We start from the raw sequence: 24,058 nt of genomic DNA on the forward strand, positions 1-24,058 counted from the left end.
GAGTCATTAGCTCAGTTGGTAGAGCACCTGACTTTTAATCAGGGTGTCGTAGGTTCGAATCCTACATGACTCACCATTTGCCTTATTTACAGCATGCGCGTATGGCGGAATTGGCAGACGCACTAGACTTAGGATCTAGCGGGCGACCGTGGGGGTTCAAGTCCCTCTACGCGCATCAATTATCCCCAAGGAGTATTTTACGCCTTGGGGATCCCTATGCGGAAGTGGCTCAGCGGTAGAGCATCGCCTTGCCAAGGCGAGGGTCGCGGGTTCGATCCCCGTCTTCCGCTCCATTTAAGTTTAGGCTTACGAAGCTATAAATGCTTCGCATTTATCTAAGCGCCCTTAGCTCAGCTGGATAGAGTATTTGACTACGAATCAAAAGGTCGGGAGTTCGAATCTCTCAGGGCGCGCCATCTTTTAAAATAGAAATAGTAGTTTCGGGACGTAGCTCAGCTTGGTAGAGCACCTGCTTTGGGAGCAGGGGGTCGCATGTTCAAATCGTGTCGTCCCGATAAACAATAAGCGTAGTCAGATAGCGGTATAGCTGCTCTGGCTATGCTTTTTTTTGCACGATGATTATACGCTTTTGACACCTTTATACTTTATAACTAGAAGAGGTCAGCCCATTTCATTTGGAAATCGGATGGCCTCTTTCATTTTGTCGTGTTCTACGATAAGTTATTTGACATTAATCGACGGCCGTAGCCTCCAAAAAGCCACAAAAAGTGTGTAATTATAACTTTTTTAGTTAAAATATATTAAAATAATGGGAAATACTCTTTTCTAATAGAGGAGAATCTCCTTAATAAGAAGAACTAATACTAATTAAATAGTTGGGGAAGTTTACTTGAGAAGAATAAGAGGTACATCTATGCAGAATTCGTTGTTTTTCAAAAATGTGATAAATTCTGATTCTATCTTCGAGTCGATCGGGCAGTTGAGCGATATCGCCAAGAATATAATTGGCTGTGAGCATATCTCTCTCTTTCTTATGGATGAGAAACAACAGCATACCCCAGCGTCTTATTCGGTTAATATTAGTACGGCCGTCATGAAACAGCTACAGCATATAGTTCTTAAAACCCAGTTTTTTTCCCGAATGCCGGATGGTTCACGTTTATCGGTGCATGAGGCTGAAAGTGCGATAAAAGATTATCTTATACTGAGTGAATACCAATGTATCTACGGATTTCATATAAAGCATGGTCCCTCGTATGGGGCTTTACTATTTTCCTTTCCTTCCGATATTCACCTTAAGGACGATCAATTGCATCTGTGCAATCTCATTAAGCTGCATATGGAGCAATTGATTAAGAAGATTCAATTTCGGAGACAAGTGTTAAAGCAGAAAGCATACGAAAGCCTTTTTAATACGTTGAGAGTCAAAGATAGCTTCACTGTGGATCATTGTTACAATGTTGCTTTCTACTCTTCTTTACTTGGGGCGAAGGCCGGAGTAAGTGAGGTTGATCTGGAACGTTTGAAGTTAGGGGCCCTTTTACATGATATTGGGAAAATAGCCATTCCTGATCATATTTTAATGAAACCGGGACGGTTATCGAATGAGGAATTTAATGTCATTCGACAACATCCAATGATCGGATATGAACTGCTGAAGGACTTGCCGGATGTTGAGCATCTTCTTCCTATCGTTAGATGGCATCATGAACGCATGGATGGAACAGGTTATCCAGACAATCTGATCGGTGAGGATATACCTGTACTTGTGCGTATTGTAAGTCTAGCAGATGCATTCGATGCGATGACTTCTACGAGGGTCTACAGGGATTCGCTGCACGTGCATGAAGTCAGAGAACAATTGCGCATTCACGCGGGCAAACAATTCGATGAGAAGTTAGTGCGGGTTTTCTTAGATATCATCGATGAACAAATGCAAATGAATGGATGAGTATAGTTCAAATAATAACTATTTTAGTAATGAAAGATGGGATAAATTAATGAACGGTCGCATTCTTATCATCGACGACGAACCTCATAATTTAAATATACTGCGTATATTTTTGAATTCTTTGCACTATGAAATTTTCACAGTTGAGGATGGTAAAGAGGCTCTTTCGATGGTAAAAGAAAATACGCCTGATCTGATTTTGCTCGATGTGATGATGCCTGAAATTACAGGATTTGAAATTTGCAAACAATTGATAGCCGAAAATGACTTTGACACGCCTATTATTTTCTTATCGGCCAATGCCCAGAAAGAAGACATTTTACATGGACTACGATTAGGAGCAATCGACTATTTGACCAAACCATTCGATCTGGATGTGCTTGAACGAAAGGTTGAGATTGCCCTCCAACAAAAAGCGGAACTTAAAACCTTGAAGAAGGATAATAAGCAGCTAGCCAAACTGGTGTATGTGGATGCACTAACTGGTTTATATAATCGGGCCTACTTAGAAATTATTATTCGGATGATCAAAGAGGGGACCAAGAAATTTCATGCAGCTATGATGGTTGACATGGATTATTTCAAGGATATTAATGATAGTTTTGGTCATTTGGTTGGGGATCAAGTATTGCGGGAAGTAGCTGCGATCATACAGTCGAAAATCTGTTGGGAAAACGATTTGGCCTTTCGATATGGCGGGGACGAGTACTTGGTCTTACTGAAGAATGAAGAGAATTGCCTAGAGATTGCAGACAATATTATTAAGGCGGTTGACAGCTTAAAGGTTAGTTTGGCACCAAATAGATCACAGGAATTCTCGGTGAGTATCGGGTTGACAACTAATTTCGACCCTTCCTCATTTGTTCAAATCATCACACAAGCAGACTCAGCACTTCTCGGAGCCAAGAATAGTGGAAGACATCAAATAAAGATTCGCTAACTAAAGGGGAATGGGTGAGGCATGGTCATGGAACTGATAAGTTTTCAAAAATTGTTTCAGATGACGAAAGTCATTAATTCGCAATTCGAAATGTCAGAAATCCTGCAGGTTTTCGTTGACGCTATTGCGGGGGAGATTACACAGGCGGATCTTGTTGGTTTTTTCCTGAAGCAGCCGGATGGCACTTTTCAAGGCTATAAAGGCAATAAATTGCCTGTAGATATTACGGAGCTGCTTATTGATCCGAAGGAAGACGAGTTTGTGAGGGATATTTTACGCAATCAGTCCAGTGATTATATTTCGGACACCAGCAGTGATCTACGATTAGATCAATCTAAGAGACAGTTGTTGAAAATCAAATCGATACTCGGAATTCCCGTCATTGTGGATAATGACGTGTTTGGCCTTGTTTTCGTTCATGATTTCGGTAAACCAATGGATATTACACAAGAACAGATGGAAGTTACAGAAGCTTTCGTCAATATGGCAAGTGTGGCCATTCGTAACATTCGTATGTTTGAGCAGCGACAGCTTTTGATGGAGAAACAGCAGCTGCTTCTCGATGCGACGAAAGCTTTATCGGAGTCACTGTCTGTTAAAGATGTTCTGAACACTTTTTTCCATTACATGCGGAAAGCCAGTGGGTCTAAGGATATCGGAATTCATTTGTACAATGAAAAAGAGCATACGATTGAGCCTTATCAATTGTCTTCTGAGAATGTAACAGTGGACGAATGGAAGGTTAAACATAGAGAAGTCAAGTTGACGATTGAAAATGACCGCCTGTTATATGAAGTTATCACAGAAAAAAAAGCAGCGGCCATCGAGGATGTGTACGCGGATCCGCGGCCTAATCATAAAGCGTTCGTTTCTTTTGATATCCGGAGTATCATGGTGTTTCCGCTCGTGGCTAAAGGTTCCGTTTACGGTGTCGTTGCGATACCATCTATCGGTAAGCCTAGGAAGTATGAAGCAAGTATATTGGAGTTTTGTCAGTCGATCTCTGATGCAACAGCAACAGCACTATCCAATGCTCAGCATACGGAGACTTTAGACCAATCCGTTAATGAGCGTTCCATCGAATTACAGCATGCTAACTTCAAGCTAGAAGGTCTAGTGCGAGAATTAGAGCATCTGAATGAGTTGAAAAGTGATTTCATCGCAACACTTTCTCATGAGCTGCGTACGCCGATTACAGCTGTCAAAGGATCTGTAGATATTCTAGGGAAAGGAATTCTTGGTGATCTCAACGAGTCACAGAAGGATTTGCTGGATATAGCGGCCAAGTCGATTGAGCGTTTGTTAGATCAAGTGAATGAATTGCTGGATTTCGCTAAAATGGAGAACGGCAAGTTTGAATTGATGTATACGGAAGCTGATTTCAAAGAAATTATTCAGGAATCTGTCCACATCGTGCAGTCTTTGATTAATAAGAAGAAATTAATTCTAGTCGTTGAATCAGATGCGGATATGGTTACGGTTGTAAGAGTTGATAAACAACGTATCCTGCAGATTCTATTGAATTTACTTTCCAATGCGATCAAATTTACACCACCATTAGGTGTTATTACGATAAAAACCATTTTTGAGGAAACTTTACTTACAGTTGAAGTGCATGATAGCGGGATTGGTATCCCTTTTGAGAAGCAGAAAAATATTTTCACTAAGTTCTATCAAGCCAATAATCAAATTAATGGAACGGGTTTAGGTCTTGCGATTTCTAAGCAGCTCATTGAACTGCATGGCGGCCGGATTTGGTTCGAGAGCACGGAAGGCGAAGGTTCAGTATTTAAATTTACTTTACCTATAGGAGAGGAGTAACCAATATGCGGGCGATTGAAGTAGGATTGAGATTCCTAGTGCAGCAAGGTGTGCGATATGTTTTCGGTATTCCAGCAGGCTCAATCAATGCGATCTATGACGCCCTTTTGGACATTCCTGAGCTTAAGCCGATTGTAGCTAAGCATGAAAACAGCTCCGGTTACATGGCTGGTTCATATACCAGAATTACCGGTATTCCATCGATTTGCGTGGCATCCAGTGGACCGGGAGCGACGAACTTGGTTACGCCAGCTGCGAATGCTTGGAAGCAGAAGCTTCCTGTTATTTTCATTACAGGATCGGTTCCATCAACCAAACTGGGCAAGGGCGGGGCACAAGAGCTATATGCAGAGCCGATCTTTGCATCGATTACGAAGATGAGCCGAACGGTTCTAGACCCTCATCAACTGCCAGACATTCTGGCTGAGGCCTATCATACAGCGATTAGCGGTGTACCAGGTCCTGTTCATTTGGCAATTCCTATCGATATTCAAATGACGGACATTGGGGTAAGAGAACTTCCTGTGTTACCGCCAATCGAGCAGCCGGTCATGGATTCGTCAGCTGTTAAGGCGGCTGCAACGCGGATAAAAGCTGCTGGTCTCCATGGAGCGATCTTATTGGGAAATGGCGCTAAAGCGTCCTCCGACAGCATCGTACAATTTGCTGAAACGATAGGTTGGAAAGTTGCTACAACGCCTCGCGGCAAAGGGGCTTTCCCGGAAAATCACCCGCTTTCCTTAGGCGTATACGGCTTGTCAGCCAATATCAAAGCAAGCGAATACTTGAATGGCAGCGGTCATGATGTATTACTGATCATCGGTTCAAGCTTAGGAGAGCTAGCGACAAGCAACTGGGAGTCGCGGCTGGTTGCAGGCAAAGAGCTCATTCACATCGATTATGATCAAAGTGTATTGGGAAAATGCTATGAAACCCACTATCCTGTGCATGGAGAAATAAAAATTGTCATGGCAGAGTTGTTAAATCAGTTCTCGGTAGACGGTCAAGATATAGCTCATGCCAGTGATGTCTTCCAAGGATTAGCTGAAGCAGCCGCAGCATATGAACAGGGCGATGAGGAATGGAATACGTTGGCAGCAATCCGTCGACTTCGTGCTGCTGCACCGAAGAATGCTCGCTTCTTCCTGGATATCGGTGAATTCATGACGTACTCGATCCAAAATTTATTGATCGAGAGTGGTCAAGAGTTCGATATCGACATCAATTTCGGAGGGATGGGCTCGGGTATCGGTGGTTCCTTAGGTGCCCAGCTAGCCGAGCCAAATCGTCCAACGATCTGCATTACAGGCGATGGCTGTTTCTTCATGCATGGTCTAGAGGTGCTAACTGCCAAGGAATACCAGCTTCCGATTCTTTTCGTCGTCATTAACAATGCCCGACTAGGGATGGTTTATCATGGTCACATGCTGCAATATAAAAGGTGCCTGGAAGATTTCTCCCAAGAGAGAGTAAGTATCGCAGGTGTTGTCCAATCACTTGGCTTGCGGCATGCCGAGGTTAGATCAATTGATCAATTGCAGGGGGGCCATGTACAAGAGTGGTTATCTCATGGAGGTCCTGTCGTCGTTGAAGTGATTGTAGAAGGCAACGAAATTCCACCTATGGGTGAAAGAGTGAAGTTCTTGCAAGGGGCAACTTATTAATTGGGGTTACATAAGACTTGGCGTTAAGCTTTTGGATGCTTTTATCCAAGAGCTTTTTTGTTTATAGCCAGAAGAGGGACTATATTCTTGGCCCAGTAAATGATATGGTAAGGATAAGCAAGATCAATAAGGAAGGGGCGCTTCATCCATGTTGAAACGAACAATAGGTCGTTTGAATTACGAAAGCTCAGTCGTTATGTTTGGTGCCGCAAGTCTCGGGAGTGTGACCCAAGAGGAAGCGGATGCATCCATCTCTTTTGCCTTGCAGCATGGTGTTAACCATTTTGATACGGCGGCCAGCTATGGGGATGCGGAAATCAGAATGGGCCCAAGGATTAGCCAAGTACGCAATGATATTTTCCTGGCTACGAAAACAGGGCAAAGAACGAAGAAGGAAGCGAAGGAAGAAATTTATCGCTCATTGGAACGGATGCGGGTTGATTCTGTAGACTTACTTCAACTGCATGCGGTAGGTACTATGGAAGAATTGGACCGCTGCACGGAAAAGGGCGGTGCTCTCGAAGCTGCCTTGGAAGCGAAAGAGGAGGGCCTCGTTAAGGAAATTGGCATTACTGGACATGGGCATGATGCGCCAACCGTTCATTTGGAAGCGCTAAATAGGTTTCCCTTCGCAACCGTGCTGCTGCCGCTTAACTATTATATGTATGGATTGCCGGAGTATCGGGAGGCATTCGATGCACTCATGGAGGAGGCGAACAAGCAGAACGCGGCTGTAAGGGTTATTAAAGCGATTGCTAAGGCTCCATGGGTTGAAGGGGAGAAACGTCCCTATACGACTTGGTATGAGCCCTTTGATCAGCAGCAGATCATAGATGCCTGTGTGCATTTTGTGTTATCTTTCCCGGGAGTGTGCGGGTTCGCAAGCGCAGGAGATATTCATTTGTTCCCTAAAATCGTCGATGCTGTGGAGCGATATGGCTCCATGGATAACGAGGAAGCGGAGCGTATCCTGAGCAGTATCAGCGGATATACGTCTATTTTCGGAGCTCCAACCTCGATCGCATAAATAACTAGCGCGTCTCTTTCCATGTGGAAAAGGCGCGTTTTTTGCGTTATTTTAGCACTATATTCGTGCAAATCGACATGAATTCGTAACCCTTATGCGTCGTTAACATCAGGAAATCTGCGAATAACTATAAGCGGACATAAGGGGGAAGATAAGATGATCATATCATTTTGGAAAAGGAAACGGTTTTGGCAAATTAGCTGCGGTATTGTGTTGGTTGGAGGTATAGCCGTCTTCATGGCTTGTTATTCATACATTCGCGGGCTTGATGTTTCGAAGTTGAATCAGCCGCTGCCAGAGGCAACGCTTGTGCTCGATAAGAACGGAAAGGCGGCGGCGCAGCTATCGGCTTCGAAGATTGATCCTGTGCAGATTTCACAAATGCCGAAGGTACTTACGGATGCTGTTGTGGCTGTGGAGGATAGAAGATTCTATGAGCACACGGGTATTGATATAAAATCCATTTTCCGTGCTGTAGCTCGAGACGTGCTGCGAGGCAGCTATTCCGAGGGAGCAAGTACGATCACACAGCAGCTGGCTCGTAATCTGTTTCTAAATGCGGACAAAACACTGGGGCGCAAACTAAGGGAAGCTGCGTACGCGATCAAAATCGACACGACGTACAGTAAAAATGAAATTCTGGAAATGTATCTCAATAGTATTTATTTCGGGGAAGGGAGTTGGGGGGTTCAGGGGGCGGCCAGGACGTATTTTAACAAAAATGTGCAGGACTTAACCTTGCCCGAGGCAGCGGTTCTAGCGGCTCTTCCTAAGGCTCCTAGCCGGTATTCACCCTTTCAGGATGAAGATCAGGCACTAGAGCGAAGGAATACCGTGCTGGTGTTGATGCGCGATGAAGGCAAAATAACGGCGCAGGCCTACGAGAAAGCGAAGGCTTCTACGCTGGGTGTCGTGAAATCTGACAAAGGAAATGATCTGAAGGGGCGCTATCCGGCATACGTTGATGCGGTCATTAACGAAGCGGTTAACGTGTATGGCTTTACGGAAGAACAGCTGCTGACGGGAGGCTTGCGAATCACAACGGAGCTTGACCCCTCAATACAGAACACAGTTGCGGAGGTTTATAAGGACGAGCGCCTATTTCCGGAAAGCAAACCGGACCAGCTTATTCAAAGCGGTGCTGCAATCGTAGATCAGCGAACCGGTGGGATCCGAGCTTTAGCAGGTGGACGAGGAGAAGGGGTCTTCCGCGGGTTCAGTCATGCAACACAGTTAAAGAGACAACCAGGGTCATCATTTAAGCCCATTGTTGTCTATGGTCCAGCGCTTGAGAAAGGCTATGAACCATATTCCACCTTATATGATGGTCCTTTAAACATCGAAGGCTATAAGCCCCAAGATTGGGATCACCAAACGAGAGGGCAAGTGACGATGCAGGAGGCGATTGTCTCTTCTTGGAATGTACCCGCCGTTTGGCTTCTCCATGAGATTGGCATTGATCGTGGCATCCAATTTGCTAAATCCATGGGCATTCCATTACCGGCACAGGATCGTCAACTCAGCATCGCGCTTGGCGGACTTTCGGAGGGGGTATCACCGCTTCAAATGGCGCAAGCATTTAGCGCATTTGCAAATAAAGGCATTCTGAACCAAGCGCATACCATCACAAAAATCGAGACGAGCAGCGGTCATGTGCTCGTTGGGGCCACACTGAAGGGCGTACCGGTCATGCAGCCAGAGACGGCTTATGCAATGACATCGATGCTTCAAGTGGCAGTAGCGCAGGGAACAGGCAAGAACGCTGCGATGAACCGTCCTGTTGCGGGTAAATCGGGCACAACACAGCTGCCACAGACGAAGGAATTCGAAGGCTTAAGCAGTGGCAGTGCCAAAGATGCGTGGTTCGTCGGTTACACACCTGAGCTAACGGCTGCTGTTTGGGTTGGTTATGACCGAACAGACAAAGCGCATTACTTAACGACATCCGGCGGTGCTGTTCCTGCTATCTTATTTCGAGAAATTATGAATCGGGCTTTGGCTCAAGCACCTGTCGTTCCATTTGATATGCCGATCATGGCGGCAGAGGCTCCAGCGGCAATGTCCTCGTATTCATCTGAGTCTGCGGAAAAATCCGACAAGGAGGATAAAAAGCTTTCTGAGCATGGGCATGGCAAAGGTAAGAAAAAATAAGCAGCAAAAAGCCGTCGGTCTCCTTTTCGGATATCGACGGCTTTTTACTGTAAAAACTGCATCATTTTTGTTCATAAACAGGCTGCAGAAAGGCAGAACCTGCATAAAGCACATCTAATATTTGCCATTTGGGGCTTAGAAGACTGAGAAATGCCTAAATCTGATGTACGTAATTAATCATCGTGGTTGCTTCCACGCTGCTTCTCATTCTTTTGGCGATCATCGTGTTTCCCTGAACGTTCATTGTTTTTGTGCTCTTTGTTTTTATGGTTGTTGTTGTTTTTATTGTTGTTATCTTCGTCTTTGTCATCGTCCTCTTTATTGTTTTTGTCATTAACTAATTGTTTGTCTTTATTACTGTCATTGCTTTTAATAGTTACAACGCTTTTATCTTGATCTTTGTCTGTACTTTTGCTGTCGTCTTTGTGGTCATCCTTGTCTTGATGCTCGCCCTCTTGATTTTGCTCATTTTCATGCGAAACCGGCTGCTCTTGCTTAGAAGGCGCTAGTTTTTGCTGCCATTTCATCTTTATTTGGATATTCAGTTTGCTCGCATCCAAGTCATAGTGCTCGGCAAGCTGCTGCGCTAATACCTTCTCAGCATCAGAAGATTTGAGGTCGACGGAAGCGAGCAGCATTTTGATCCAAACAGCGGCTTGGTTCCCCTTGAGATGAATCGTACCGGCCTTTTCAGGCTTTATACTCAGATCATACAAGATGCCATTCGAACCTTTGGTTTGCTCAATATGCAGCTTTAAATGCTTGCCATCCACTTTTAGATCGATGTCCTCTAAGTCAGGATAAACCTCTTGGTCCTTTTGGGAAGAGGGCTGTGTTGTGGATACAGGTTCTTTGGTCACAGTTGCTGCCGCTTGCTCATTCGTTCCTGAAGTGGCTGGCGTAGGCGATGGTGTTGGCTCTGGTGCTGCAGGTACTTTTACCGCTTCGGTCTTTGGTGATCCGGTTGAAGTCGCTTTTACATAAGCTGCCTGCTGCTTGCTATTCACGATTAATTCGATTCGATCCCCAGCATGTAAATCAGCCAGCTTGGCCTTCTGATCGTCTCGGTAAACCCATACCGATTTTGCTAAAGGAACCGTTTGATCACCTTTATCTGTGATTACAGTGACTGCATCCGAACTGACAGCTTTGAATGTACCCGTTACGGAAGTAGAAATCGATGTGTTAGGCGAGGTTGCCGCATAGGCCGTCCACCCACAAAGCATCAAAGCCACAAGGGTAATCGAAATGATTGTAAATGTTAATCTTTTGCGCATAATGTGCACCTCCACTAACAACTTTCGGTTTAAAAGGTGGTTTTGGGACGGTACCCCGCATCGATGAAAAGTCAAACACAGTGCTGGTGGAGCCTGTATTCCATTTTTCCATGGGGCTATGCATATCTTCGACGAGGCGAAAAGTTGGGGTCAGTGGAGCTTATCAACGTGAAGCACTATCACATCTATTTCATCATGGTGGGAATAGCATTTATCCTGTATGCGTATCAGCTATGGCAAGAAAGAGGCCTGAAAAAGCTGAATCACCACGATCAGGATGATATTACGGTCAGGATTAATACCCCGAATTGCATTGCATTTGATTGCTTCCTTGGTATGATAGATAGGAGAAGCTTTTAGGAGGATTGAAGAACATGGATGCTGTCTACAAAAACTGTCAAAGCTGCGGGATGCCTCTCGCTCGGGATGAGCAAGGCGGAGGAACAGAGAAGTCAGGAATAAAGAGTAAGGTATACTGCAGTCATTGCTACCAGAACGGTGAATTCACTTTACCTGATTTAACAGCAGACGAGATGAAGGACCGAGTGAAACAGAAGCTGGTTGAGTTTGGGTTTCCCCGGTTTCTAACGGGGCTCTTTACGAGAAATATCCATAAGCTGCAAAGATGGTCACCTAACAAATAAGCTATATGACGACAGCCATGACGACAAAAAAAGCTCTATGCAAGGAGCGCAAAGAGCGGATGCCATCATGGGCTTTTTCGTATGTTTATGTAAAAGCAGCTATCTGTTGAAGCCGCATTTTTTCGCAAGTGTTGGCCATGTCGAAAGAAACATGCTTTCCCACCTGTCTTCAGGTAATACCATGATCCATTTTGCGATTTGATCCAACCCCATTTCACATAATGTTTGAACCACTTCTTCTCTTTCACAGCTTGTTTTTAACGCTAACATCTCAAAACCACCTCTGTCAATTGTATTCAAACAATTATGCATATGCGGCGGATTGCAATAATGTGACTATTTTTTTGTTTTTAGTGAAAACGTGGGAAGAGGCGCGATAAGCATCACGAGAGTGGTCACCAAAAGAGCTGTGCAGTTTGTTGCTGCACAGTCTCTTTTTTTGTTTGCAAACGAGGTTATTTCAATTGATTACGAATGCTGGGGTCAACAGCTTGCAGCACCTGATCAAGCAATAAATCAGATACATCGTCATCGCCATATCTTACTTTGTTATAAGCTGAGGTAATGGCATGAACGCTTTGTTGTGGCAGTGTCCCTTTGTTCATTAGCTCCTTCTCTGTTTCATTGGGGGTCAGGGTTTTGTTATATGTGTAGCCGCCTATGGCTGCCTGCTGGATCAACGCGCGGTAGAGGAAGCGGATTCTTTCCCGATTGTTCGGCAAAAGTGACCACTTCTTCTTTTTAGACCTGTTCTTCATCGCTTGCTGCCACCAAATGCGCGGCAGCTCCTTCCATGCCAGAAGGGTTTCTTTCTCGTCGGTGAATCCCTCGGATTCCGCGCCTTTTCTGCTGCTAAGTGAACGGTTCAGTAAGCGCCGGATAAGCGAGACCAGAACAGGTGTCAGCTTAGATAGGATGACATAGATAGCGCCTAGGATAAGGACAATGACGATAAGATAGCCGATAATAACTTGGGCATAGTGAAACAGTATATCCAACCAGCTTGGTTCGCCTGCAGGGGCAGGAGGCGGGAGCAGCGGCGGTTGTGTTGAAGGACTAGGCTGCGGCGGCACTTCAGGCGATGGCTCGGACTGCATAAGGCGCAGGAGCCAAGCTATCGAAGCACGAAGAAGGGCGATGATGCCTTGCTTCAGTTGTTGGAAGTAGGCAACTATGGCGATGAAAACAATTAATGTGATTAACCAAATGCGGCTGGAGCGTTTCACTGTCTCAGAGAGTGACGAAGCTGCTGCGCGTTCAGTACCAGCTAACGTGGCGCTAAGGAGCTGGGAGCGATTCATGACAAAGAAAAAGAGAACCAGCGAACAGAACCCGAATCCATTCATCCAGCTCATATAAGGCTGGAAGAGAGCTATGCGCCCCATAATCGGGACACCTGCGAAATAAATCAAACCCGCGGGAACAAATACGCTCGCTGGGAAGAGCGAAAGCCATCCGTCCTTGGTGGAATGAATGCCGCGATAGGCGAGCAGTAAACCGATGGCTGCATATGCCCAGCCATGCCAATTGTTCCCTTGCAGGAGGCAGGCTATCGTAAAGCTTGCTGCCAGACAGATTACTAGCTCGTAGAGAGTACGTGTTAGCCATTTCATATACCCCAAAAAGCAGCCGATCACAAAACAGAGCAAGAATTGAAGGCAAGTCAGCCAGATTTGAGCCTCTGACACAAAGATGTGGGCCAGCACCAGAAGGGGGAAGAAGATAATGAGTTCGATTGAACCGAATAAGATCGATAAGCTCAATTTCCTCAGCAGAATAGCTGGGTTAACTCGCTGTGAAGGCGCCTGAATGGGTGATAACATGGGAAGTACTCACCTCCTTATCGTTAAGGTCAAGAAGGTTGTGCTGCAAAGGAACAATAAAGACGGAATGCCCTAGCGCTTCAAGCCGCACAATACTTTCTTCCATCCCTGCAGAGACGAAGGCTGTCAGCAGGATGATGTCCATCGCGCTCCCTTCCTGTTCAATTCCGTATTCGAGAAAGTCGCTGCAGGAACGGGAGCAGGAGATGGCAAGCTTCGCCATCGTTTCGAATAGATGTTCCAAATGCGGCCAGCCGCCCTCGGGGGCGAGATACACGGGAACGCCGGGTTGACCATGCAGCCAACCGTTATAGCCGAAACCAACAGGAATGCCTTGACTCACAGCATGTTCTGCCAGTGTGGCGGCATACGACAGACCTTTCTCTACGAGCTCGGGATCGGTCACAGCATCCCACATCGTTTCCGTTATCTGGGTGTTTACGATCAAGAGCAGCCTAGGATCTGCAGTGAATTCCCGGTGGTATACTTGGAGCCTTTGGCTGCGTGCGGTTGCCTTCCAATGGATACTGTTCATGGAATCGCCGAAGCGATATTCCCGTACGCCGGAAACAAGGAATGGATCCGGCATAATCCAGCGTTTCACCGTAATGTCCCCTTGCCATTGGCTGGAGAGGAGCGGTATATCATCCCTGTTTACCAAAGGGGGATACACCAGGAGCTCCATCTGCACTCGCTGGGTTGTCGTGGCTGCCTGCGTGCCAACCAGATCTCCGATCGTAGCGGCAATCGTTTCGAGCTTATACCACCCACGCTTCGCACAGCGTATGCGGTGGCGCCGGACTATTCTTGTATAGGGCATTAGGCTAAACAAGCTTCTATGATTTTGAAAAATAGCCCCGCTGCTCACCTCGAGATTGCTTTGCTTCGCGAAGTGAAGCCCCGCATGAATCGTTGATTCTAGACGGAGCCAGGGGATTGGAGCTAGCTTGCGATTGATGATTGTCTCGATCATCTCGATGTCATCTCCCGCATGGCAATGGGTTTGGTTGAAGGTACGTTCAATGCGCAGTCCGCGAAACCCCCAGCGGGCAAATAAGACATGCTGGAGAAGGAACAGAGCGACAGCGATGATGAGAATCCAACTTATTCCCATCGGCTAACCCAGCTTCACTTCCGTAGGGACGGGGGTAACAGCAAGGATATGGGCCAGCAGTGCATGCACCTGCTGGTCTTGCTGGCGTGATCGCGTTCGCAGCAGGATGCGATGCGCCCAGACGGGCTTGACCAGCGCCTTGATGTCGTCCGGCAGCACGTAGTCGCGGCCGCGCAGCGCCGCGTACACCTGCGCCGACTTCATCAAGGCGCGAACGCCGCGCGGGCTGACGCCAAGCGCGGCATCTGCTTGCGTGCGCGTCGCTTCGGCGAGCTGCACGATGTACTGCAGCAGCTCGTCGCTGACGCGCACCTGCGTGAACCGATACTGAGCTTCTAGCAGCTCAGCACGCCCTACAACCGGCAGCAGCTGATCGAGCGGATCATGCTGCTGGTAACGCTTCAAGATCTGGAGCTGCTCCGCCTCGGAAGGGTAGCCGAGCGAGAGCTTCATGAGGAAGCGGTCGAGCTGGGCTTCCGGCAGGGGGAACGTCCCCTGATTCTCGACAGGGTTCTGTGTGGCAATGACGAGGAACGGCGCTTCGAGCATACGCGTTTCCCCGTCGATGCTCACTTGGCGTTCCTCCATGCTTTCTAATAAGCTGGACTGCGTGCGCGGCGTCGCGCGGTTAATCTCATCGGCTAGAACGATGTGAGCGAACAACGGTCCTGGGCGGAATTCGAATTCGCCGAGCTTCTGGTTAAAGAAATTGATGCCGCTTACATCGGACGGCAGCAAGTCTGGCGTGAACTGGATGCGCTTCATCGTACCATCCAGGGAGCGGGCCAGTGCTTTTGCGAGCTGCGTTTTCCCGGTGCCGGGGACATCCTCGAGCAGCACATGCCCGGAGGCAATGAGGGCAATCACCATAAGTTCGACCGTATCGTCTTTCCCAACAATGACTTTACCTACGTTTTCTTTAATGAGAGAAGCGATTCGTCCTATTTGTACGAAGTCCAATGGTTTTACCTCCTAAAAGTTTACGTGATTAAGGTTCGTCGATTTCTAATTTCCAAAGGCGCATGTCTCCTTAATTTTAACAGACAAGAGGTGATTTTTACCATTATTTCCTCATTCGTTCATCAGCCAGTTGTGTATTCCATAGGCAGTTAGTACAATGATGGTGAAAAAGGACAACGCTTACGAAGAAAGCTTTTGGAATGTGAAGCTGAAAGCGAATCCTTACGAAGTCAGTTTTGCAAAAGCAAAACTCTTAGGAGGACGGACATGTACAAGCTGCTATTAGTGGATGACGAAGAGGACGTGCGGGAAGGTGTCGTCCGTGAAGTGAATTGGGAAGCGATTGGCTTTGAAGTGATAGAGAAAGCAGAGAACGGCAGAGAAGCGCTGGAAATGGTAGAGAGATTGCAGCCAGACGTGGTCGTGACGGACATTCAGATGCCGTTCATGAATGGGCTCCAGCTCGCAGAAGCGATCCGTGAGCGCTTTCCGACGATTAAGCTCATTATCCTTACAGGGCATGACGAGTTCGAATATGCCCAAAGAGCGATTAAGCTGCACATTGATGAATATGTGCTGAAGCCTTTTTCTGCGCAAGAGTTGATCAATGCTTTACTTAAGGTGAAGGAGCAGATTCAGGAGGAAGTGGCACATCGGGAGAACGTGCAGCTGTTGAAGGAGCATTACCGCAAGAGCATGCCTGTGCTCAAGGAAAATTTTCTGGCTACCCTGATGAACCGGAAACTCCCGCGCGATGAGGTGTACGAGAAGGCGGCGAACTACGGAATTGAGCTCAGCGGTAATCGTTATGTCGTTGCCGTTATGAGCATCGATGGGGTACTCATCCATGAAGAGGACCTGGAGAATCGCGGCGAACTGCCGAAGTCCGTTTCTTTGAAATATTCGGAGGATCAGGCGCTGAAATATTTTGCCCTGCTGAATATTACGGAAGAAATTGCCGATAAACACAGTCTTGGCCTTGTTTTCATGCATAATGATCAAGTCGTTGTATTAGCAACTAGGGAGAGCAGAGATAGAGAAGCAGCGCTTCAAGAAACGATGAAGGTGCTGGAAGAAGTGCGGCAGAACGTAGAGAAATATTTGAAGTTTACATTAACCGTGGGTATTGGAACTGTCATGAAAGACATAACCAAGATCAGCTATTCGTATGAAGATGCTGTGCTGGCGCTTGATTACAGATTAATTCTGGGCAACAACCGCATGATTTGCATCGATGATGTGGAGAAGCGGAACGTGGAGAAAATTCGCTTTGACGATGTGAAGGAGCACGCCTTGACGCGCTGCATTAAGGTCGGGACGAATCAGGAGATTCGAGAGACGATGGATGAGCTTTTTCAAGGGATAGAGGGTGGAGTTTCCGTTAAGGACTACCAAATTTATTTACTCGAAATATTGACCTGTATCCTCAAAGCCGCCAAGGACTCGAACCTGAATGTCGATGAGGTGTTCGGCGATCATTTCATTCCTTTTACAGAAATTAATAAGTTTACATCCTTGGAGGAAGCCAAGCATTGGCTTGCTGAGTTGTGCGCCAGCATCATGAATCATATCGCGAAGGATCGCCAATATACTTACAAGAACCTGGTCGAGATGGCCAAAGATTATACGAGAAGCCATTATCACGAAGGGGATATCACGATTAATAAAGTGTGCGGCCACCTACATATTAGCGCGGGTTATTTCAGCAGTATTTTCAAGAAAGAGACGAAAATGACCTTCGTGAACTATTTGAACCATATTCGTATGGAAGCGGCCAAGGAGCTCTTGCGCTCCACAGATATGAAGCTACTTACGATCGCCGAGAAGGTTGGTTATGCTGATGCCAATTACTTCAGCTTCTCTTTTCGCAAAAATGTCGGTGTTTCCCCAAAAGAGTATCGCAATAATAGTTCCAATGGGCTCTAAGTTCAAGGAGTGGGGGTGAAAGATTGAATCGAAAAGTGAGAACGCTATTCAAGGCATTGTATGATGTACTGCTGGATACGATGAGGGTGAAGAGTATTCAGTTTACGATTACGATGTCCTTTATTTTGATCACGGTGACTGTCATGTTGATCGTCTCACTGGTGCTTTATAATAAATTTTCTAGAACAGCGGAAGAGAGTGCTTTTCTGAATACCCAGCAAGTGATCGAGCAGGTACAGTTTAACTTGGAAAACTATATTAAAGGCATGGCTGATACCTTCCAGGTTGTGGATGCAAAGATTACTAAGAGCCATGGTATTCCTTCGGACAAGCTGCTCGAGCAGCTAGAAACGATTGCAAGCACGCGCGAGGATATTGTCTCCATTCATCTATTTACGGCCGATGGGGGACTAGTTACTGGTATCCACACGACCGAGATGCGTAAAAATACGCGACTACTCGAACAGTCGTGGTTTAAGTCTGCGCTGGATAATCCGAACCATCTCACTTTTTCACTCCCGCATATACAAAACCTGTTCAAGGATCCGTATAAATGGGTTGTTTCTATGAGCAAAGGGGTCTCCATTGAGAAGAATGGCAAGTGGGAGGATGCGGTGCTTCTTGTGGATGTTAATTTCAAGACGCTGGATGACGTGTTTCGTACGGTTTCTCTTGGCAAAAAGGGCTACGTTTACATCATTGACGACTCAGCTGGAAACATCGTGTATCATCCACAGCAGCAGCTTATTTATATTGGCTTGAAATATGAAAATGTGGAACAAGCGCTTAAATTCTCATATGGGAAGTACATGGATGTCAGCAATGGCGAGTCGCGGCTTAATGTGGTTAGGACTGTTAATAACATTGGTTGGAAAATTATTGGTGTCTCCTACCTCGATGAGATGATTACGACCCGCAAGGAAATTAGTACGTTTATGATTTGGCTTCTAGTCATTGTCCTTGTTTTTATTTTGTTGATTTCGTCTTTCATGTCAGCACGTATTTCACAACCGATCAAGCGGCTGAAGAAGTCGATGGAAATGGTCGAAAAGGGCTATTTTGACACCTATATTCATGTCCGAGGCGCTGATGAAGTGGAGCAGCTTTCGCGGCGATTCAATCTCATGGTTTCAAGGGTCCGAGAGCTGATGGATCAAAATATGCATGAGCAGGAGACGAAGCGAAAGAATGAGCTTGAGGTTCTGCAGTCTCAAATTAATCCGCATTTTTTGTACAATACACTCAATTCTGTTGTTAGGATGGTCGGAAATGGAAAAAATGAAGAGGTCGTCACAACGATTACTTCCTTGTCCAAATTTTTTCGTATTTCCCTCAGTAAGGGCAAAAACATTATTACCATTGGAGAAGAGATCGAGCACATTCGCAACTATTTGATCATTCAGAAGATGCGGTATAAGGACAAGTTCGATTACGAGATTCAGGTGGATGATGAGGTGCTGCCCTACAAGACCTTGAAGCTGATTTTGCAGCCGTTTGTAGAAAATGCGCTCTATCATGGCATTGAATATATGGTGGACAAAGGCATTATTCACATATCGGTCGGTAAAATCAAAGATAAGATCCTTTTCCAGATTCGGGATAACGGTGTGGGTATGTCGGAAGAAACGCTCAAAAACATTTTGTCCGGTCATGTGAAAAGTGAAAAGGGATCCGGCGTTGGGCTGCGAAATGTGCATGAGCGCATTCGGTTATATTTCGGTTCGGAGTATGGTGTCAAGGTTGAAAGTGAGCTCGAAGAAGGAACTCTCGTCAAAATCTGGATTCCTTTAGTACTCGTAGATGAATAAGATAACGCTTACGAAGCCAGTTTTGCTAAAGCAAAACTCTAAGGAGCAAAAACCATGGATAAAACATTGAAAATAATACCCCTCCTGTTTGCTGTCCTGGTCGCTGTCATCTCCATTTCCTCTTGTACCAGACAAACCGAGACGACACCGACCGAACAGAAGAAGCATTTGGAAGTCGTGCTCAGAAGTCAAAACGGCGATTATTGGAAAACGGTGAAGATGGGAGCCGAGGTGGCCGCGAAGGAGTTTGATGTCACTTTGGATTTCCGGGCACCAGGTGATGAAGCGGATGTGAAGGGGCAAATCGCCTTGATGGAGCAATCAATCAGCAGCGGACCTGACGCCATTGTGTTGGCTGCTAACGATTTTAAGGAATTGTCTGAGGTTGTGGATGATGCGGCGACGCTAGGTATTCCAGTCATCACGATCGACTCCGAAGTGGAGACACGTAAAGCCAAGAGTTTCATCGGAGCCAATAATTATGAAGCCGGACAAATGGCTGGAAAACAGCTTATCAAGCTAGCTGGGACGAGCGGACAAATTGCGATTGTTAGCTTTAAGCAAGGAGAGCGTAATACAGAGCTCCGGGAGCAAGGTCTTTTGGATGAAATATCTAAATATCCAGATATTAAGGTAATAGATAAGGTTTATAGTCTGACCGACCGCGAGCTTGCCGCACAGCTTACCCATAACATTATGGAGAAGCATCCCCAATTAGACGGAATTGTTGCTCTGAATGAAATTTCCTCTATTGGTGTTGCGGATGCGATCCAGCGTATGAATCTGCAGGACAAGGTGAAAATCATTACATTTGACAGTACATCCGAAGAGTTGGAGCTGATGCAAGAGGGGGTTATTCAAGCAACGATTATTCAAAATCCATTCAGTATCGGTTATTTAGGTGTAAAGAACGCGGTTGAAGCTTCGAAAGGGAAGAAGGTTCCCAGCCGTGTGGATACCGGGATTAAAGCTATTGACCTGGGTAATATGTTCTGGTCGGATAATCAGAAGCTGTTATTTCCCTTTATAAAGTGATGAGAATTTCGATAGAACATATGAGGATATTGCATTTGTTTTGGGGATGCTATCCCTTATAGTAAGAAATGTAAATACACATCACAACCTTTTAGGGAGGGTCTTACCTTGAAAAAACTTCTTACCATTGCCGTTGCCGGTGCACTTGTTGCAACCGTAGTTGGCTGTTCTAGTGCAAAAACAACTCCAACTCCAGCTCCAGCGGCATCTACTGGTGCAGCAGCAACGCCAAAAGCTGACACAGGCAAAAAACCAACGATCGGTGTAGCTATCTACAAATTTGACGATACATTTATGTCCGGTGTTCGTGCTGCGATTGCTGATGCTGCGAAAGATAAAGCAACGGTTGATATCGTTGACAGCCAAAACTCGCAACCAACACAGAATGATAAAGTTGATTTGTTCATCACGAAAAAAGTAAACGCTCTAGCGATTAACGCAGTTGACCGTACAGCGGCAGGCGTTATCATCGATAAAGCCAAAACGGCAAATGTGCCAGTTGTCTTCTTGAACCGTGAACCACTTGCTGACGACATGAAGAAATGGGATAAAGTTTACTATGTAGGCGCTAAAGCAGAGCAATCCGGTACAATGGAAGGCCAACTGCTAGTTGACTACTTCAAAGCTCATCCAGAAGCGGATAAAAACAAAGACGGTAAAATCCAATACGTAATGCTTAAAGGCGAACCAGGTCACCAAGATGCTGAGCTTCGTACGAAGTTCTCCATCCAAGCGATCACAGATGCTGGTATGGGTGTAGAAAAAGTAGCAGAAGATACAGCAATGTGGGATCGTGTAAAAGGTCAAGAGAAAATGGCTGCATTCCTTGCTTCCAGCGAAAGCAAAATCGAAGCTGTTATTGCGAACAACGATGATATGGCTCTTGGCGCTATCGAAGCTTTGAAAGCAAAAGGCTACTTCAAAGACAACAAATTCTTACCGGTTGTAGGCGTAGATGCTACAGCTCCTGCTCTTCAAGCACTTACCGACGGAACACTACTCGGAACGGTTCTGAACGATGCGAAAAACCAAGGTGCAGCAACAACGAACGTAGCAACAGCGCTTGCTAACGGTCAAACACCAAGCAAAGAAACAACTGGCTATGATGTAACAGACGGTAAATATGTATGGATTTCCTACAAAAAGATTACAAAAGCTAACATGAACGAAGCGAAGTAATCCGAATAGAAGCGGGCAAGAGCAGCAACGTAAGCTTTCGTTGCGCTCTTGCCTTCCTTATTTGGGAACCCGTACAAAGGTAAAGAGAAATAAGCTTCGAAGAAAGGCTTCACTTTGTGTGGATTATCGTGAGCTGGTAGGGGGAGTTACCATGACTGTACATGACTATTTACTGGAAATGAATCAAATCTCCAAAGAGTTCCCCGGCGTCAAAGCGCTGGATAACGTCACCCTCAAGGTTCGCCCAGGAAGCGTTCATGCGCTGATGGGAGAGAACGGGGCAGGTAAGTCGACGCTGATGAAATGCTTGTTCGGTATTTATAAGCCAGATGGCGGAGAGATCATGCTGAATGGTGAAGTAGTGTCCATTCAAAATTCAAAGGACGCTTTAGCAAATGGAATTTCAATGATCCATCAAGAGCTTCACCCGGTTCCTCATCGTAACGTGATGGAGAACATTTGGTTGGGCCGCTTCCCACTAACAGGTATCGGACCTTTGAAATTAGTGGATCACAAGAAGATGCGCAAAGATACAGAGAGCTTGTTCAAACAGCTCCAGATGGATATTAAGCCGGATACACTCGTTGGAACATTGTCTGTTTCCAAGGTGCAGTCCATTGAAATTGCCAAGGCTGTTTCATTCAATTCGAAAGTCATTGTTATGGATGAGCCGACATCGTCGCTAACAGGCAATGAAGTCGAGCAGCTGTTTCGCATTATTCGCGACTTGAGAAGTCGTGGCGTCTCGATCATCTATATTTCACATAAAATGGAAGAAATTCTTGAAATCTCCGATGAAGTAACGATTATGCGTGACGGTGCCAAGATTGGTACATGGGCATCATCTGAGCTAACAACCGATATGATCATTTCGAAGATGGTTGGACGTGATTTGAAAGAACGATTCCCTGAGCGAAGTAATGTACCGAACGGTGTATTAATGAAAGTAGAGGGACTAACTTCTGTCATTCCAAGATCTTTTAAGAATGTATCTTTTGATCTTCGTAAGGGAGAAATTCTTGGGGTCGGTGGTCTTGTAGGTGCTCAGCGGACGGAGCTGATTGAAGCTTTGTTCGGGATGAGAGGAGTTGCTTCCGGCAGCATCTCTATCAATGGTAAGCAAGTTAAGCTCAAGTCGCCGATTGATGCCATTAAGCATAAAATCGCGCTGCTCACAGAAGAGCGCCGTGTAACCGGTATTTTTCCTGTATTATCGGTTCTGGAGAACACAGTTATTGCGAATTTAAACAGATATATGAATCCGCTAGGTTTCATTAATGAAGCTAAACGTAAAGAAGAAGTCGAACGAAGTATCGAAATGCTTCGGGTGAAGACGCCGAACATGCATGCCCTAATCAAGAATCTGTCGGGTGGTAATCAACAAAAGGTGCTGCTTGCCAGATGGCTGCTCACGGAACCGGACGTGCTCCTGCTGGATGAACCGACACGGGGAATTGACGTAGGTGCTAAATTCGAGATTTACTCCATCATTGCTGACCTTGCGAAGCAGGGGAAAAGTATTATCATGATCTCTTCTGAAATGCCCGAATTGCTTGGGATGTCAGACCGAATCATGGTCATGTGTGAAGGACGCCTTACGGGGATTGTAGAAGGAAATAAAGCAACAGAAGAAGAGATCATGCGCCTTGCTGCACAGCATATGGCATAATGGAGGGGGCCAAGAAACCATGAGTACTAAAACAGAGACATTGAAATCCAGAGACATTAGTGGGTTCGTAACCAAATATGCAATCTACATCGTACTTGTCGTACTAGTAATCGGAATTGCAATTTATGATCCACGCTTTTTATCCGTCAATATCCTTCGTGATATTTTGCTGCAATCATCCACACGTGTCATTATCGCCTTGGGTGCTGCATTCATCTTGATCACAGGGGGTACGGATCTTTCGACAGGACGTATCGTCGGCTTAACCGCCGTTATCTCCGCTTCCATGCTGCAAACGCAGGATTATGGCCGCAGATTTTTCCCGGATCTACCGGAATTGCCTCTGATTCTGCCTATTATCATTGCTATTGCAGCTGGTCTTTTGGTGGGGTTGATCAATGGACTTATCGTAGCAAAATTAAAGGTTCCGCCATTCATTGCAACATTAGGTACGATGGTAGCTGTATATGGCGCCAACTCGCTTTACTTCGATATGAAACCGAATCAGTCACAGCCTATCGGTGGTCTCAGAGCTGACTTCAGTAAACTTGGAACCGGATCTGTTGGATCTGACGCCACGTATTCGATTCCTTTCATTGTCATTATCGCTATTGTCGTTGCGATTATCGTCTGGGTTGTTTTCAACAAAACGAAGCTCGGTAAGTACATGTACGCGATCGGCGGCAACATTCATGCAGCAACCGTTTCGGGTATAAACGTAAACCGGTATCTGATTTATATTTACTCGATTGCAGGTGCTTTGTATGGCTTAGCCGGGGTGCTGGAAGCAGCGAGAACCGGCGGTGCTACGAATAACTATGGGAATATGTATGAGCTTGATGCGATTGCGGCTTGTGTGGTCGGCGGTGTATCCACTTCCGGTGGTATCGGAACGGTTCCTGGTGTTCTCGCAGGGGTATTAATTTTCAGCGTCATTAACTATGGTTTGACTTTTATCGGCATCAGCCCTTACTGGCAGTTGATTATAAAAGGTGTTATTATCGTCGCTGCGGTAGCGTTCGATATGCGTAAATACATGAACTCCAAATAAGTAAACACCAAGACGATCAACATCATTTGGTTATATGTAAAAGGTGAAACAGGCTGT

19 protein-coding genes and 5 tRNA genes are annotated in these 24,058 nt (G+C 45.9%); 19 read left to right on the plus strand and 5 right to left on the minus strand.

Annotated features, from left to right (window positions below):
• The 11 genes from BLT91_RS26485 (at window position 1) to BLT91_RS26535 (ending at window position 9,515) form a co-directional block, all read left to right on the plus strand.
• Window positions 1–76 (plus strand) — tRNA-Lys (locus BLT91_RS26485).
• 19 nt (window positions 77–95) lie between these two features.
• A tRNA-Leu gene (locus tag BLT91_RS26490) sits at window positions 96–175 on the plus strand.
• A gap of 43 nt (window positions 176–218) precedes the next feature.
• Window positions 219–293, plus strand: a tRNA-Gly gene (locus tag BLT91_RS26495).
• Window positions 294–339: 46 nt separating this feature from the next.
• Window positions 340–416 (plus strand) — tRNA-Arg (locus BLT91_RS26500).
• A gap of 25 nt (window positions 417–441) precedes the next feature.
• Window positions 442–515, plus strand: a tRNA-Pro gene (locus BLT91_RS26505).
• 359 nt (window positions 516–874) lie between these two features.
• Entirely contained in the window at window positions 875–1,912 is a 1,038-nt protein-coding gene (locus BLT91_RS26510) for an HD-GYP domain-containing protein (protein ID WP_090826764.1), read from the plus strand.
• A gap of 49 nt (window positions 1,913–1,961) precedes the next feature.
• Window positions 1,962–2,852 carry a GGDEF domain-containing response regulator gene (locus tag BLT91_RS26515; RefSeq protein WP_175532536.1) on the plus strand — a complete coding sequence of 297 codons (891 nt, stop codon included), beginning with the start codon at window positions 1,962–1,964 and terminating at the stop codon, window positions 2,850–2,852.
• Window positions 2,853–2,879: 27 nt separating this feature from the next.
• On the plus strand, window positions 2,880–4,673 hold the full coding sequence (locus BLT91_RS26520) for a sensor histidine kinase (RefSeq protein ID WP_175532537.1): 1,794 nt from the start codon (window positions 2,880–2,882) through the stop codon (window positions 4,671–4,673).
• 5 nt (window positions 4,674–4,678) lie between these two features.
• On the plus strand, window positions 4,679–6,337 hold the full coding sequence (locus BLT91_RS26525) for a thiamine pyrophosphate-binding protein (protein ID WP_090826769.1): 1,659 nt from the start codon (window positions 4,679–4,681) through the stop codon (window positions 6,335–6,337).
• Between the two features lie 148 nt (window positions 6,338–6,485).
• A complete protein-coding gene (locus BLT91_RS26530; RefSeq protein WP_090826771.1) occupies window positions 6,486–7,364 on the plus strand; it encodes an aldo/keto reductase in 879 nt (292 codons plus the stop codon).
• A gap of 156 nt (window positions 7,365–7,520) precedes the next feature.
• Window positions 7,521–9,515, plus strand: a complete 1,995-nt coding sequence (locus BLT91_RS26535) for a transglycosylase domain-containing protein (RefSeq protein WP_090826773.1) — start codon at window positions 7,521–7,523, stop codon at window positions 9,513–9,515.
• A 173-nt stretch (window positions 9,516–9,688) separates the two neighbouring features.
• Here BLT91_RS26535 and BLT91_RS26540 read toward each other — a convergent pair whose 3' ends face one another.
• On the minus strand, window positions 9,689–10,792 hold the full coding sequence (locus BLT91_RS26540; protein WP_090826775.1) for a hypothetical protein: 1,104 nt from the start codon (window positions 10,790–10,792) through the stop codon (window positions 9,689–9,691).
• A 63-nt stretch (window positions 10,793–10,855) separates the two neighbouring features.
• Between BLT91_RS26540 and BLT91_RS32385 the strand changes: the two genes are divergently transcribed.
• Both BLT91_RS32385 and BLT91_RS26550 read left to right on the plus strand, forming a co-directional pair.
• Window positions 10,856–11,152 (plus strand): hypothetical protein, encoded by a 297-nt coding sequence (locus BLT91_RS32385; protein ID WP_090826777.1) that lies wholly within the window; start codon window positions 10,856–10,858, stop codon window positions 11,150–11,152.
• A 14-nt stretch (window positions 11,153–11,166) separates the two neighbouring features.
• On the plus strand, window positions 11,167–11,436 hold the full coding sequence (locus tag BLT91_RS26550) for a zinc ribbon domain-containing protein (protein ID WP_090826778.1): 270 nt from the start codon (window positions 11,167–11,169) through the stop codon (window positions 11,434–11,436).
• A 65-nt stretch (window positions 11,437–11,501) separates the two neighbouring features.
• On the opposite strand, the gene BLT91_RS30975 is transcribed toward BLT91_RS26550, so the two are convergent.
• From BLT91_RS30975 to BLT91_RS26565, 4 genes are all read right to left on the minus strand, one after another.
• Window positions 11,502–11,684 (minus strand): hypothetical protein, encoded by a 183-nt coding sequence (locus BLT91_RS30975; RefSeq protein WP_141225086.1) that lies wholly within the window; start codon window positions 11,682–11,684, stop codon window positions 11,502–11,504.
• Between the two features lie 207 nt (window positions 11,685–11,891).
• Window positions 11,892–13,259, minus strand: coding sequence for a DUF4129 domain-containing protein (locus BLT91_RS26555; RefSeq protein ID WP_090826780.1), 1,368 nt, complete (start codon window positions 13,257–13,259; stop codon window positions 11,892–11,894).
• On the minus strand, window positions 13,222–14,373 hold the full coding sequence (locus BLT91_RS26560) for a DUF58 domain-containing protein (protein ID WP_090826782.1): 1,152 nt from the start codon (window positions 14,371–14,373) through the stop codon (window positions 13,222–13,224). The genes BLT91_RS26555 and BLT91_RS26560 overlap by 38 nt, the downstream gene beginning before the upstream one ends.
• Window positions 14,374–14,376: 3 nt before the next feature.
• Entirely contained in the window at window positions 14,377–15,333 is a 957-nt protein-coding gene (locus BLT91_RS26565; RefSeq protein WP_254777146.1) for an AAA family ATPase, read from the minus strand.
• A gap of 267 nt (window positions 15,334–15,600) precedes the next feature.
• Here BLT91_RS26565 and BLT91_RS26570 point away from each other — a divergent pair, with 267 nt between their 5' ends.
• From BLT91_RS26570 to mglC, 6 genes are all read left to right on the plus strand, one after another.
• Window positions 15,601–17,259: a response regulator gene (locus BLT91_RS26570; RefSeq protein ID WP_090826784.1), complete on the plus strand. Its 1,659-nt coding sequence runs from the start codon at window positions 15,601–15,603 to the stop codon at window positions 17,257–17,259.
• A gap of 80 nt (window positions 17,260–17,339) precedes the next feature.
• Window positions 17,340–19,067: a cache domain-containing sensor histidine kinase gene (locus BLT91_RS26575; RefSeq protein WP_090826840.1), complete on the plus strand. Its 1,728-nt coding sequence runs from the start codon at window positions 17,340–17,342 to the stop codon at window positions 19,065–19,067.
• 54 nt (window positions 19,068–19,121) lie between these two features.
• Window positions 19,122–20,102 (plus strand): substrate-binding domain-containing protein, encoded by a 981-nt coding sequence (locus BLT91_RS26580; RefSeq protein ID WP_090826786.1) that lies wholly within the window; start codon window positions 19,122–19,124, stop codon window positions 20,100–20,102.
• 108 nt (window positions 20,103–20,210) lie between these two features.
• On the plus strand, window positions 20,211–21,281 hold the full coding sequence (locus BLT91_RS26585; RefSeq protein ID WP_090826788.1) for a galactose ABC transporter substrate-binding protein: 1,071 nt from the start codon (window positions 20,211–20,213) through the stop codon (window positions 21,279–21,281).
• 151 nt (window positions 21,282–21,432) lie between these two features.
• Window positions 21,433–22,950, plus strand: a complete 1,518-nt coding sequence (locus BLT91_RS26590) for a sugar ABC transporter ATP-binding protein (protein ID WP_090826790.1) — start codon at window positions 21,433–21,435, stop codon at window positions 22,948–22,950.
• A 19-nt stretch (window positions 22,951–22,969) separates the two neighbouring features.
• The gene (mglC, locus tag BLT91_RS26595) at window positions 22,970–24,001 is read left to right on the plus strand and encodes a galactose/methyl galactoside ABC transporter permease MglC (protein ID WP_090826791.1); all 1,032 of its coding nucleotides are present in this window, start codon (window positions 22,970–22,972) and stop codon (window positions 23,999–24,001) included.
• The last annotated feature ends 57 nt before the right edge of the window (window positions 24,002–24,058 follow it).

The sequence above is a fragment of the Paenibacillus sp. yr247 genome (genome assembly GCF_900103825.1).
Classification (GTDB): Bacteria; Bacillota; Bacilli; order Paenibacillales; family NBRC-103111; genus Paenibacillus_E.

Bases quoted from the DNA above. Each gene is read 5' to 3' on its own strand.
- BLT91_RS26515 (WP_175532536.1), top strand. From the start codon at position 1,962: ATGAACGGTCGCATTCTTATCATCGACGACGAACCTCATAATTTAAAT.
- BLT91_RS26580 (WP_090826786.1), top strand. From the start codon at position 19,122: ATGGATAAAACATTGAAAATAATACCCCTCCTGTTTGCTGTCCTGGTC.
- BLT91_RS26575 (WP_090826840.1), top strand. From the start codon at position 17,340: ATGAGGGTGAAGAGTATTCAGTTTACGATTACGATGTCCTTTATTTTG.
- BLT91_RS26555 (WP_090826780.1), bottom strand. From the start codon at position 13,259: ATGTTATCACCCATTCAGGCGCCTTCACAGCGAGTTAACCCAGCTATT.
- BLT91_RS26540 (WP_090826775.1), bottom strand. From the start codon at position 10,792: ATGCGCAAAAGATTAACATTTACAATCATTTCGATTACCCTTGTGGCT.
- BLT91_RS26510 (WP_090826764.1), top strand. From the start codon at position 875: ATGCAGAATTCGTTGTTTTTCAAAAATGTGATAAATTCTGATTCTATC.
- BLT91_RS26590 (WP_090826790.1), top strand. From the start codon at position 21,433: ATGACTGTACATGACTATTTACTGGAAATGAATCAAATCTCCAAAGAG.
- BLT91_RS32385 (WP_090826777.1), top strand. From the start codon at position 10,856: ATGAAAAGTCAAACACAGTGCTGGTGGAGCCTGTATTCCATTTTTCCA.
- BLT91_RS26525 (WP_090826769.1), top strand. From the start codon at position 4,679: ATGCGGGCGATTGAAGTAGGATTGAGATTCCTAGTGCAGCAAGGTGTG.
- BLT91_RS26535 (WP_090826773.1), top strand. From the start codon at position 7,521: ATGATCATATCATTTTGGAAAAGGAAACGGTTTTGGCAAATTAGCTGC.
- BLT91_RS26530 (WP_090826771.1), top strand. From the start codon at position 6,486: ATGTTGAAACGAACAATAGGTCGTTTGAATTACGAAAGCTCAGTCGTT.
- BLT91_RS26550 (WP_090826778.1), top strand. From the start codon at position 11,167: ATGGATGCTGTCTACAAAAACTGTCAAAGCTGCGGGATGCCTCTCGCT.
- BLT91_RS26520 (WP_175532537.1), top strand. From the start codon at position 2,880: ATGGAACTGATAAGTTTTCAAAAATTGTTTCAGATGACGAAAGTCATT.
- mglC (WP_090826791.1), top strand. From the start codon at position 22,970: ATGAGTACTAAAACAGAGACATTGAAATCCAGAGACATTAGTGGGTTC.
- BLT91_RS26570 (WP_090826784.1), top strand. From the start codon at position 15,601: ATGTACAAGCTGCTATTAGTGGATGACGAAGAGGACGTGCGGGAAGGT.
- BLT91_RS26560 (WP_090826782.1), bottom strand. From the start codon at position 14,373: ATGGGAATAAGTTGGATTCTCATCATCGCTGTCGCTCTGTTCCTTCTC.